Annotated in this window: 9 protein-coding genes; 3 read left to right on the top strand and 6 right to left on the bottom strand. The window is 73.6% G+C overall.

Features of this window, described 5'->3' with window-relative positions:
- Positions 1 to 28: 28 nt before the first annotated feature.
- From Pdca_RS31660 to Pdca_RS31670, 3 genes are read right to left on the bottom strand one after another with little or no spacing between them, the layout of a single operon-like run.
- Positions 29 to 1201, bottom strand: a complete 1173-nt coding sequence (locus Pdca_RS31660; protein ID WP_085913300.1) for an acyl-CoA dehydrogenase family protein — start codon at positions 1199 to 1201, stop codon at positions 29 to 31.
- A complete protein-coding gene (locus Pdca_RS31665; protein WP_085913397.1) occupies positions 1198 to 3207 on the bottom strand; it encodes an ATP-binding protein in 2010 nt (669 codons plus the stop codon). Before Pdca_RS31665 ends, Pdca_RS31660 begins: the two co-directional genes overlap by 4 nt.
- Positions 3208 to 3224: 17 nt before the next feature.
- Positions 3225 to 4841, bottom strand: coding sequence for a carboxyl transferase domain-containing protein (locus Pdca_RS31670; RefSeq protein ID WP_373865507.1), 1617 nt, complete (start codon positions 4839 to 4841; stop codon positions 3225 to 3227).
- A 77-nt stretch (positions 4842 to 4918) separates the two neighbouring features.
- Between Pdca_RS31670 and Pdca_RS31675 the strand changes: the two genes are divergently transcribed.
- Positions 4919 to 5608 (top strand): response regulator transcription factor, encoded by a 690-nt coding sequence (locus Pdca_RS31675; RefSeq protein ID WP_085913301.1) that lies wholly within the window; start codon positions 4919 to 4921, stop codon positions 5606 to 5608.
- Here the strand turns inward: Pdca_RS31675 and Pdca_RS31680 are convergent.
- A complete protein-coding gene (locus tag Pdca_RS31680; RefSeq protein WP_085913302.1) occupies positions 5569 to 7713 on the bottom strand; it encodes a sensor histidine kinase in 2145 nt (714 codons plus the stop codon). The genes Pdca_RS31675 and Pdca_RS31680 overlap by 40 nt on opposite strands.
- A gap of 107 nt (positions 7714 to 7820) precedes the next feature.
- On the opposite strand from Pdca_RS31680, the gene Pdca_RS31685 reads away from it, so the two are divergent.
- Complete coding sequence (locus Pdca_RS31685) at positions 7821 to 8411, top strand: SACE_7040 family transcriptional regulator (RefSeq protein ID WP_085913303.1); 591 nt, start codon at positions 7821 to 7823, stop codon at positions 8409 to 8411.
- On the opposite strand, the gene Pdca_RS31690 is transcribed toward Pdca_RS31685, so the two are convergent.
- Positions 8296 to 10302, bottom strand: a complete 2007-nt coding sequence (locus tag Pdca_RS31690; protein ID WP_085913304.1) for a heavy metal translocating P-type ATPase — start codon at positions 10300 to 10302, stop codon at positions 8296 to 8298. The genes Pdca_RS31685 and Pdca_RS31690 overlap by 116 nt on opposite strands.
- Before the next feature lie 101 nt (positions 10303 to 10403).
- On the opposite strand from Pdca_RS31690, the gene Pdca_RS31695 reads away from it, so the two are divergent.
- Positions 10404 to 10721 (top strand): ArsR/SmtB family transcription factor, encoded by a 318-nt coding sequence (locus Pdca_RS31695; protein ID WP_085913305.1) that lies wholly within the window; start codon positions 10404 to 10406, stop codon positions 10719 to 10721.
- Positions 10722 to 10746: 25 nt separating this feature from the next.
- Here the strand turns inward: Pdca_RS31695 and Pdca_RS31700 are convergent, their stop codons facing one another.
- Positions 10747 to 12342, bottom strand: a complete 1596-nt coding sequence (locus Pdca_RS31700) for a DICT sensory domain-containing protein (RefSeq protein ID WP_158092182.1) — start codon at positions 12340 to 12342, stop codon at positions 10747 to 10749.
- Positions 12343 to 12380: the final 38 nt, after the last annotated feature.

The raw sequence follows: 12380 nt of genomic DNA on the forward strand, positions 1-12380 counted from the left end.
CGGTTCTACTCCCCCGGGGCGGGAGCTGTCAGAGACCCAGGTGCCGCGCGATCAGCATCTTCTGTACCTCGGAGGTACCCTCGCCGACCTCGAGGATCTTGGCGTCCCGGTAGAACCGGCCGACCGGGTACTCGTTCATGAAGCCGTAGCCGCCGAAGATCTGGGTGGCGTCGCGGGCGTTGTCCATAGCGGCGTTCGAGGCGACCAGCTTCGCGATCGCCGCCTCGTGCTTGAACGGCTTCCCGTCGAGCATCAGCTGCGCGGCGTGCCGCCAGGCCAGCCGTGCGGTGTGCGCCCGCACCTCCATGTCGGCGATCTTGAACTGGATCGCCTGGTAGGAGCCGATGGTGTGGCCGAACGCCTCGCGCTCGCCCGCGTAGCGCAGCGACTCGTCGACACAGCCCTGCGCCAGCCCGACCGAGAGCGCGGCGATCGCGATCCGGCCCTCGTCCAGGATCGACAGGAACTGGGCGTAGCCGCGGCCGCGTTCGCCGAGCAGGTTCTCCTCGGGCACGCGGACGTCGTCGAAGAAGAGCTCACGGGTGTCCGAACAGTTCCAGCCGACCTTGGAGTACTTCTCGCTCACCGTGAAACCCGGCGTGCCGGCCGGGACCAGGATCGCCGAGATCTCCTTGCCGCCACCCGGCTTCTCCCCGGTCACCGCGGTGACCGTGACGACCGAGGTGATGTCGGTCCCGGAGTTGGTGATGAAGCACTTCGAGCCGTTGATCACCCACTCGCCGCCGTCGAGCCGGGCGGTGGTGCGGGTGGCGCCGGCGTCCGAGCCGCCGCCGGGCTCGGTCAGGCCGAACGCGCCCAGCGCGCGGCCCGCGGCGATGTCGGGCAGCCAGCGGGCCTTCTGCTCGTCGGTGCCGAACCGGAAGATCGGCATGGCGCCCAGCGACACCCCGGCCTCGACCGTGATCGCGACCGACGAGTCGACCCGGGCCAGCTCCTCCAGGGCCAGGCAGAGGGCGAGGTAGTCGCCGCCCATGCCGCCGTACTCCTCGCCGACGGGCAGGCCGAACAGGCCCATCGCGCCCATCTTCGCAACGATGTCGTACGGGAACTCCTCGCGGATGTAGAGGTCCCCGATCACCGGGGCGACCTCCTTGCGCGCGAACTCCTCGACCGAGGCGCGCAGCGCCTCGTAGTCCTCGGCACTCGTCTGCCCGCTGCTCGTCTGCTCCGTGCCGGTCACTCTGTCTCCTCCTGCTCGACGACCAGCAGCACCGCGTCCTTCGCGACGGTGGCTCCGGCCCGTGCCCTCAGCTCGCGCACCGTCCCGTCGACCGGGGCGGTGAGCACGTGTTCCATCTTCATGGCCTCGACGACGACCAGCTTCTGACCGGCGACGACGACATCGCCCTCGGCGACCTCGACGACGGTCACGGTGCCGGGCATCGGTGACAGCACCGGCCCGCCCGCGGTACCGCCCGCGGTGCGCGCCGCCTCCAGCGGCTCCTGCTCCCGCACGCCCCAGGTACGGCCGTCACGGGAGATCCACACCATCCCGCCGGGCGCCGGCGCGACCCGGTAGCGGCGGGTGCGGCCGTCCTGGCTGTGCTCGACCACCCCGGGTGCGACGGCCGCGGTGCGGCAGCGCACGACGTCCGTCTCGGGCAGGGCCAGGTCGAACCCGGCGGCCCGGCCGCGGACCCGGACCTCGACGGCGTCCGTGCCGCCGGTCACCAGGCGGCGCACCGACCAGGCCGGTTCGCCGACCCGCCAGCCACCCGGCACGTCGAACGGGTCGACGACCGCGCCGCTCGGCTCCAGGCCGAGCAGCGTGTTCCCGGCGACCGCGCCGAGCACGTCGGCGGGCACGTCGGTGTCGGCGAGCGCGGCGCCGCGGCGGGCGATCAGGCCGGTGTCCAGGCGTCCGGCACGGACGTCGTCGTCGGCGAGCAGCCGGCGCAGGAAGCCGATGTTGCTGTCCAGCCCGAGCAGCGTGGTGTCGCCGAGCGCGGCGTCGAGCCGGCGCAGCGCCTCGTCCCGGTCGGCGCCGTACGCGATGACCTTGGCGAGCATCGGGTCGTAGTCCGAGCCGACGACGGTGCCGGTCTCGATCCCGGAGTCGACCCGCACGCCGGGCGGCGGGGCCCACGCCAGCACCGGCCCGCCCGATGGCAGGAAGGTGAGTGCGTCCTGCGCGACGGCGGTGGCCTCGGCGTACACCCGGGCCTCGATCGCGTGCCCGGTGAGCACGACGTCGTCCTGGGTGATCGGCAGCCGTTCACCGGCGGCCACCCGCAGCTGCAGCTCGACCAGGTCGAGGCCGGTGACCTCCTCGGTGACCGGGTGCTCGACCTGCAGCCGGGTGTTCATCTCCAGGAAGAAGAACTCGAGATCGGCCCCGGCACGGTCGCCGCCCACGATGAACTCGACGGTCCCGGCACCGGTGTAGCCGACCGCGCGGGCCGCCTCGCAGGCGGCGCGGCCCATCTCGGCGCGCTGCGCGGGGGCGAGCAGCGCCGACGGCGCCTCCTCGATGATCTTCTGGTGCCGCCGCTGCAGCGAGCACTCGCGCTCACCGAGGTGCACGACGGTGCCGTGCGTGTCGGCCATCACCTGGATCTCGATGTGCCGCGGGGTGGTGACCAGGCGCTCGACGAGCAGCGTGTCGTCACCGAAGGAGTTGCGGGCCTCGCGGCGGGCACCGGCGATCGCGTCGGCGAGATCGTCGGGGCCGTGCACCTCGCGCATGCCCTTGCCGCCGCCACCGGCGGACGGCTTGAGCAGCACCGGATAGCCGACCTCGGCGACGACGGCGGCGAGATCGTCGTCCGACAGCCCGGCGCCGTCCGAGCCGGGCACCACCGGCACGCCGGCCTTGGCGACGGTCTGCTTGGCGCGGATCTTGTCGCCCATCGCGTCGATCGCCGACGAGGGCGGCCCGACGAACGCGATCCCGGCCTCCTCGCAGGCGGCGGCGAACGCGGTGTTCTCGGACAGGAAGCCGTAGCCGGGGTGGATCGCCTGGGCGCCGGTGGCCCGCGCGGCGGCGATCACGGCCTCGATCGACAGGTACGACGCGGAGGCCGCGGCCGGGCCGATCCGGACCGCCTCGTCGGCGGCCCGGACGTGCGGGGCGGCCGCGTCGGCGTCGGAGTACACGGCGACGCTGCGCACCCCGAGCTCACGCAGGGTGCGGATCACCCGGACCGCGATCTCGCCGCGGTTCGCGACGAGCACGGTGTCGAACATGCGGGACATGTCGGGCCTCACATCCGGAAGACGCCGAAGGCCGGATCGGCCAGTGGCGCGTTGGCGGCGACGGACAGGGACAGCCCGAGCACGGTGCGGGTGTCGGCGGGGTCGATCACGCCGTCGTCCCAGATCCGGGCGGTGGAGTAGTACGGGTGCCCCTGGGTCTCGTACTGGGCACGGATCGCATCCGGATCGGCGCCCGATCCGACCGTCCCGAGCACGGTGGCGGCCTGCTCGCCGCCCATCACCGAGATCCGGGCGTTCGGCCACATGAACAGGAAGCGCGGCGAGTAGGCGCGGCCGCACATCGCGTAGTTCCCGGCGCCGAACGAGCCGCCGATGACGACGGTCAGCTTCGGTACCCGGGTCGACGCCACCGCGGTGACCATCTTCGCGCCGTTGCGCGCGATGCCACCGGCCTCGTAGTCGCGGCCGACCATGAACCCGGAGATGTTCTGCAGGAAGACCAGCGGGATGCCGCGCTGGTCGCACAGCTCGACGAAGTGCGCACCCTTCACCGCGGACTCGGAGAACAGGATCCCGTTGTTCGCGACGATCCCGACCGGGTGGCCGTGGATCCGGGCGAAGCCGGTGACCAGCGTGGTGCCGTACTCGGCCTTGAACTCGTGGAACCGCGAGCCGTCGACCACCCGGGCGATGACCTCGCGCACGTCGTACGGGATCCGGGAGTCGGTCGGGACGGCGCCGTAGAGCCCTTCCGGGTCGACCGCGGGCGGCTCGGTGGGCGCGACGTCCCACGGGCGCGGCGCGCGCGGGCCGAGCGTCCCGATGATCGAGCGGACCCGGGCGAGCGCGTCCGCGTCGTCGTCGGCGAGGTGGTCGGTGACCCCGGAGATCCGCGAGTGCAGCTCGCCGCCGCCCAGCTCCTCGGCGGTGACGACCTCGCCGGTCGCGGCCTTCACCAGCGGCGGGCCGCCGAGGAAGATCGTGCCCTGGTTCCGGACGATCACCGCCTCGTCGCTCATCGCCGGTACATAGGCGCCGCCGGCGGTGCACGAGCCGAGCACCGCCGCGATCTGCGGGATGCCCTGGCCGGACATCTGCGCCTGGTTGTAGAAGATCCGCCCGAAGTGCTCGCGGTCCGGGAACACCCGGTCCTGCTCGGGCAGGTAGGCGCCGCCGGAGTCGACCAGGTAGATGCAGGGCAGCCGGTTGTGCAGCGCCACCTCCTGGGCACGGAGGTGCTTCTTGACGGTGATCGGGAAGTAGGTGCCGCCCTTGACCGTCGCGTCGTTCGCGACGATCACGCACTCCCGGCCGGCCACCCGTCCGACGCCGGTGATCATCCCGGCGCCGGGGGCCTGGTCGTCGTACATGCCGTGCGCGGCCATCGGCGACAGTTCGAGGAACGGCGACGACGGGTCGACGAGCGAGTCGACCCGGTCCCGCGGCAGCAGCTTGCCGCGCTCGACGTGCCGGGTCCGCGACCGCTCGGGCCCGCCGAGCCGGGCGGTGGCCAGCGACGCGTTGAGATCGGCCACCAGGTCGCGGTGCGCCGCGGCGTTCGCGGTGTACTGCTCGCCGGCCGGGTCGACCGCGCTCCCCAGCCTCGGTGCCAGTTCCGGGACGACCATGCTCACCTCACGCTCGAAGTTAACGAACACTAACATGTTAGCGGTCATTAACCTCGCTCGTCCAGCGTCGGTCGCTCAGGCCCGTCACAGCGTCGGTCACTACGGTGGGACACGTGCGTCTGCTACTGGTCGAGGACGAGAAACCGCTGGCCGAGCTCGTCCGCCGCGGCCTGGCCGCCGAGGGGCACGAGGTCGAGGTCGCGCACGACGGCGACACCGGACTGCAGTACGCGCTGTCCGGTCGGCACGACGTGATCGTCCTGGACATCATGCTCCCGGGCCTGTCCGGCTACCGGATCCTGCAGCACCTGCGGGACCGCGGCGTGTGGACCCCGGTGCTGATGCTCACCGCGAAGGACGGCGAGTACGACGAGGCCGACGCCTTCGATCTCGGTGCCGACGACTACCTGACCAAGCCGTTCTCGTTCGTCGTGCTGCTGGCCCGGCTGCGGGCGCTGCTGCGCCGCGCCGGGGAGGTCGCGCCGAGTGTGCTGCGGGTCGGGGACCTGTCGCTGGATCCCGGCACCCACCGGGTGCACCGGGGCGAGATCGAGATCTCGCTGACCCCGCGTGAGTTCGGCGTGCTGGAGCACCTGATGGCGCACACCGGGCAGGTGGTCACCAAGACCGACATCCTGCGGTCGGTGTGGGACGCGCACTACGACGGCGAGGTCAACGTCGTCGAGGTCTACGTCGGCTACCTGCGCCGCAAGATCGACACTCCGTTCGGGACGCACAGCATCGAGACGCTGCGCGGGGTCGGCTACCGGATGTCCGAGCCGAGCCCGGCGCCGCCCCGCTGATCCTCGGCCCGGCGCGGTGCCGGTGGGCGGTGCGGCATCGGCGGCCGCCCGCGCGGCGCCGCCCGCACCTGCTCCCGCTCCCCCGTCGTGACACGGGCGGTGGCGTCGGCGGCGTCGGTAGCGGTCGCGGTGGTAGCGGTGGTGGCCGGACCGCCCCGGTACACCGGGATCGGCCGGGTGGCGTTCTCGTCGTAGGGACTGCCGACGGTGTCCGGCCGGATCGGCACCTGCTCCGGAGCGTGTGGCCCGGTGTGCGGCGGACGGGCGGTCGGATGTGAGCCGGGTACGCCACCACCGCCGGACGGCCGGGCGGGCGTGTCCCACCAGGCGGCGGTCGCCGGGCCCGGAGCACCGGGCGACGGCGCTTCACCGGGGCGGCGCGCGGGCCGCGGGCCCGGCTCGGTGATCGCCGGATGCGCCCCCGCGGGCACCGGCCCGGCACCAGCGGGCTCCGCGCCGGCGACCTCGCCACCCGCGACCTCGGCACCCGCAGCCCCGACACCCGCGACCCCGACACCAACAGCCCCGGCATCCGTGGCTCCGATATCCGTGGCTCCGATATCCGTGGTTCCGGCATCGGCGGCCTCGGGATCAGCCGGCCCGGGATCGGCGGCCGCGGCGTCGGCGACAGCCGGGACCGTCACCCGGAACCGGGCGCCACCCAGCTCGGGCGCGTCCAGCGCGGCGACGGTACCGCCGTGCGCGGCGACCAGCTCGGACACGATCGGCAGCCCGAGACCCGAGCCACCGTCACCGCGCGAACGGGCCTCGTCGAGCCGGACGAAGCGCTCGAACACCCGGCTGCGGTCGGCCTCGGGGACACCGTTGCCGTCGTCGTCGACATCGATCACCGCGACCCCGTCGGCCGCCCGCACCGACACCAGCACCGTCGACGACGCGTGCCGCTTGGCGTTGTCCACCAGGTTCCGCACGATCCGCACCAGCTGACCGCGGTCGCCGACCACCCGCACCGGTTCGGTCGACACCCGCACGGCGACGGCGGTGTCGGCGGACGGCCGGACCCGCTCGGCCTCGATGATCTCGTCGAGGTCCACCTCCTCGCGGCGCGGCGCGATGCCGCGCTCGTCGGCGCGGGCCAGGAACAGCAGCCCCTCGACCAACCCGGTCAACCGGGCCGTCTCGCCGCGCAGGGTGTCGACCGTGGCCCGGTCGGCGGAGTCCTTCGCCATTCCGGTGCCGAGCAGCTCCAGTCCGGTCGACACGGTGGCCAGCGGGCTGCGCAGCTCGTGGCTGGCGTCGGCGACGAACCGCCGCTGGGTGGTCTGCGACGACTCGATCCGGCCGAGCATCTGGTTCATCGTGCGGGCGAGGCGGCCGACCTCGTCCCGGGCGACCGGTTCGGGCACGCGCTGGGCGAGGTCCTTCTCCCCCATCCCGGCCACCCGGGTGCGCATCTCCTCGACCGGGCGCAGCGCCCGGCCGGCGAACAGGTAGGTGAAGTAGCCGGTGACCAGCACCAGGATCGGGACGCCGCCGAGCACCAGCCAGCCGACGGTCTCCACCGCCTGGTGCACGGGTCCGAGCTCCTGGGCGGCGTAGACGGTGATCGGCCTGCCCTGGGCCCGGGCGCCGATCCCGACGACCATCACCTCCTGGACCTCGATCTGGTCCCCGCCCGCCATGTCCGGCCCGACCCGGACCTCGATCGGGACGTCGGTCTCGTAGCGCTTCTCGTCCGGCGCCAGCAGCCAGTCGACGATCCTCGGCTGGCCGTCCAGCGGGTCCGACGACCCGATGACCTGGACGTCCTGCTGCTCGCCGTTGGAGCCGACCATCCAGTCCGGGGCGTTGGTCTCGTCGCTGTACGCGGTGACGACCTGGACGATGTCGGTGCGCTTGCCGGTAGCGTCGATGGCGTTGCGCTTCGCATCGCCGGTGGCGGAGAAGTTCGCCTCGATCCGGTTCGCGAGCTGATCGGCGTTCGCCTCCAGCGCGCTGCGGCTGTTGCTCTTCAGCGTCTGGTCGAGCAGCAGCACCAGCGAGAGCCCCGCGACGACGAGCACCATCGCGACCGCGGCCGCGGCGGCGAGCGCGGAGGCCGCACGCACGCCCGTGCGCTCGCGCAGCCGGCCCAGTTTGCCCATCACACCGACGAGGGTATCGGCGACGACCTGTGCACCGACTGAGACGAGGGGCGGAGCATCCCGCGACACCAGTGAATGAACGTTAACGGGAGCGCTACGATCGGACGATGGCCGCCCCGGACAGCACCCCGACGCGGCGCGAGCAGATCCTCACGGAGGCCGCGCGGCTGTTCGCCCGGCACGGCTTCCACGGCGTGAGCATCGCGGACCTCGGTGCGGCCGTCGGAGTCAGTGGACCGGCCCTCTACCGGCACTTCCCCGGTAAGGAGGCGCTGCTCGCCGAGATGCTCATCGGGATCAGCGATCGACTGCTGGAGGGCGGGCGGGCCCGGGTGCACCACGACGACGCCCGGGACTCGCTGATCGACCTGGTCGAGTTCCACATCGGCTTCACCACCCGCGAGCCGGAGCTGATCGTGGTGCAGGACCGGGACCTGGCGAACCTGCCCGACGACGCCCGGCGGACCGTGCGGCGGCTGCAGCGCACCTACGTCGAGCTGTGGGTGGACACCCTGCGCCGGGTGCACCCGGGCGTCCCGCCCGCCGATGCCCGGACCGTCGCGCACGGGGTGTTCGGGCTGCTCAACTCCACCCCCTACGCACCGCAGGCGATCCAGGGGTCGTCCCGCGGTACGGATGCCCGGGTCGCCGTGCTGCGGCGGATGGCGCTGGCCTGCCTGGACGCGGCACCCGCCTGAGCAGCAGCCGCAGGCCGTTCAGGCAGACCAGCACGGTGGACAGCTCGTGCCCGGCGACGCCGACGACCAGCGGCAGGGTCCCGATCAGGTCCCACGCCACCAGGACCACGATCACCGTTGCGGCGAACGCCAGGTTCGCCCTGGCGATCCGCCGGGCCCGCCGGGCCAGCTCGACCAGTGGGGCCAGTGAACCGAGCGGATCCCGGGTGAGGACGCCGTCGGCGGCCTGCAGCGACAGCGCCCCGGCGCCCAGCGCCTCGTCATCGGAACCGCCACCGGAACCGGCCGGGCCACCCACCACCAGCCCGACGTCGGCGCCGGCCAGCAGCGGGGCGTCGTTGATGCCGTCGCCGACGGCCAGCACCCGGCGGCCGGACGCCTGCCGCTCCCGGAGCACCGCGACCTTGTCCGCCGGGAGCAGCCCGGCCCGCAACCGGGACAGGCCGAGCCGGCCGGCGAGCACCCGGGCCGGGGTGGGGGCGTCGCCGGTCAGCACCTCCGGTTCGCCGACGGTCCGGCGCAGCGCCTCCAGGGCCTCCCCGGCACCGGGCCGGGGCTCGTCGGACAGCCCGATCACACCGGCCGGCTGGTCGTCGGCGAGCACCACGACCGCGGTCCGGCCGTCCCGCTGCAGCTCGCGGACGACATCGTCGAGGACCGGATGCGGCCGGCCGGCGAGCTCGGGCCGCCCGACGGCGATCTCGGTACCGCCGACCACGGCGCGCACCCCTTCACCGGGGACCGCCGCGAAGCCGGACGCCTCGGGCAGTTCCAGCCCGCGATCCAGCGCGTACCGGCGCACCGCGCGACCCAGCACGTGCTCGCTGCCCGCCTCCGCGGCGGCGGCGAGCGCCAGCACGTCGTCGGCCGGGCGCCCGCCGAGCGGGGTCACCCGCACCACCCGCGGACGGCCCGCGGTGAGCGTGCCGGTCTTGTCCAGCACCACCGCGTCGACCTCGGCGAGGGCCTCGAGCACCGTGACGTCCTTGACCAGCGTCCCGCGGCGCCCGGCCACCGCGATCGCGGCGAGCAGCGGCGGCATCGTCGCGAGCACGATCGCGCACGGCGAGGCGACGATCATGAACACGATCGCCCGCAGCAGGGTCTCCTCGAACCCGGCGCCGAGCAGCAGCGGCACCGACAGCAGCAGCACGGTCGCCGCGACGACGAGCACCGAGTAGCGCTGCTCCACGCGTTCGATGAACAGCTGCCGGTCGGCCTTCGTCTCCGCTGCCCGCTGCACCTGCGCCGCCACCCCGGCGACCACGGTGTCCGCGGCGTCGCGCAGCACTCGGATCCGGAGTACCCCGGTCCCGTTGACGGTCCCGGCGAGCACCTCGTCACCCGGGATCGTGCGGACCGGCACCGGTTCGCCGGTCAGGCCGGCGGTGTCGACCTCGGAGAGGCCGTCGAGCACCCGGCCGTCACCCGGGATCCGCTCACCGGGCCGGACCAGCACGGTCGCGCCCACGACCAGCTCGGCCGCCGGGATCTGCCGTTCGCCGCCGTCCGGCCCGACCAGGGTGGCCGTCTCCGGCGCGAGATCGAGCAGTGCCGCGATGCCGGCCCGGGTGCGGGCGGTCATCACCGACTCCAGGGCGCCGGAGGTCGCGAAGATGACGATCAGCAGCCCGCCGTCGAACCAGTGCCCGATCGAGGCGGCGGCGACCGCCGCGACGACCATCAGCAGGTCGACGTCGAGCCGGCGGGCGGCCAACGCCCGGATCCCCTCGACGGCCGGCCCCCATCCGCCGAGTGCGTAACAGGCCAGGTAGGCCGCGGTCACCAGGTGACCGGGGCCGCCCGCGAGATCGAGGCCGGTGGCGAGCAGGAAGGCGACGAGAGCGGACCCGGCCCAGCGGACCTCCGGGAGCGTGAGCGCGGTTCGCATGAACGGAACCATACCTGCGCACTCACGAAGATACGCAAACAGATAGCAATACAGCCGAGTTGACTGCCCATCCGCGCAGTTCCGCAGGTATCCTCGAGCCCGTGCACGAGTCGATCCCCGGCTTCGCGATGCCGCCCGACGGCGAGGTCCGCCGCGCGGCGGACTCGTTGCGGATGCTGGCCGATCCGACCCGGATCAAGATCCTCTGGGCGCTGCTGCAGGGTGAGTCGTCGGTGGCCTGCCTGGCCGATCTGGTGGGTGCCGCCCCGACCGCGGTGAGCCAGCACCTGGCCAAGCTGCGACTGGCCGGGTTGGTGGAGAACCGGCGCGAGGGGACCTACATCTACTACACGGTCGAGGACCCGACCGTGCGCTCGGTGCTGGAGCGCGTCCTGCGCCACGAACCGGCCGGGAGCTGAGCCCCGAGGTCACGCACCGGCGGAGTCACGGCCGGCGCTGTCCGTGCCCCCCGCCGGCGGGCGGCCACCCGGGCTCGGACAGATCGGCGAACACGTCGTACCGGTTGTCGGCGCCGCCGTCGCCGCTGACCAGCCTGCGCAGCGCCTCCTGCGCGGCGTCGTGCGGATCGTTCTCACCGGCCGGGCGGGACGCACCCTGCCCCCCGGATCCGGCGTCGAGGTAGGGGCGCGGCCGCCGGGCCGGTGTCGCCTCGGCCGGGTCCGCCGGATCGGCGGGGGCCCGCTGCGGGGCGGGTGCGTGCGCCTGCGGGGGCGGCGCCACCGGATCGGCCCCCGGGGAGCCGGTCGCCGCGACCACGATCCGCTCACCGGCCGGGGTCTCGCCGGCGTCGACCGGCCGGTACCCGTACGGCTGCTCGGGCAGGTGCCCGAGCGCGGCCCGCAGATCGTCGATCGGCAGTGGCCGTACGCGCGTGACGATCATGGCGAGCCTGCCCTGCAGCCCGACACCGGGATAGCCCTGCGACGCCAGCTGCAGCTGATCACCGATCCGGTCGCACATCCCGGCCAGGTGCCGATCGGACGCGCCCGGCACGACCAGCGCGAACTCCCGCTCGGAGAGCCGGACCGCGGTGTCCACCGGGCCCAGCGGCTGGGTCAGCGCGGCCGCGACCTGGTGGGCGGCGAAGTAGGCGGCCCGGGCGTCGCCGCGCACCCGGTCACCGGCCAGCTCGGGCAGATCGAACAGCGCGATGCCGACCGGGAGCGCCTCCGGATCGGCCGGTCCCGTCCAGCGGCCGAGCACCTCGGCGGTGGGCAGCCCACTCGACGGGTCGAGTTCGGCCGCGGCCCGGGCGGCCGCGGCCTGCTGGGCGTCGGCGAGCTGGGCGCGGAGCTCCCGGGTACCGGCCCTGGCCGACAACAACCGGTCGATCATGTGGTTGAGCGAGGTCGTCGCCCACGCCTCGCCGGTGGTACCCGACGACGACGCCGGGGTTCCGCCCGACGGCATCGAGCGGGCCAGCAGGTGATCGATCGTACGGCGCAGGTCGGGATCGAGCCGGTCACCGAGCGCGAACCGCAGCCGGGCCAGCTCCGATCCGGTCTGTGCCTGCGAGTAGCCCCAGCGGCCGAGGAACACCCGGCCTGCCTGCTCCCCGCTCTCCTGCGGGTCCCGCCGGTGCTGGTCGGTCGCGACCAGGAAAGCACCCGCCTCGGGGCCGGCCGCGACGACCGTCCACTCGTCGGCGAGCGGCTCGGTCGGATCGAGGACGACGGCGTGTACACCGTCCGGGACGTCGTGCCGGTCACCGTCGACGAAACCGACGACGACCCGGACTCCCGCCTCCGCCATCCGCGCGTACACCGCACGCTCGCGATCGAAGAACTCCAGTCGCTGGAACAGCGCGACGACCACCGTCGGATCGGCCCGTGGCCCGGACATCACCGCCCGCTCGATCGAGTGCGACAGATGCACGAGCAGACGCTTCGACGCCGGCTCGGGCCGCGCGCCCGACGCCCGGGCCCACGCCTCCTCCCCACCCGCGGTCAAACCGTCCACATAGGCCCGCTCGGAAGCGGTCCGGACGGCATGGGCAAGCGGCCCCTCGTTGCCGAGCATCATCGGCCTCCCCCGGTTCGGCGATCGGCGCGGACCGG

The organism is Pseudonocardia autotrophica (assembly GCF_003945385.1).
In the GTDB taxonomy this organism is placed as follows: domain Bacteria; phylum Actinomycetota; class Actinomycetes; order Mycobacteriales; family Pseudonocardiaceae; genus Pseudonocardia; species Pseudonocardia autotrophica.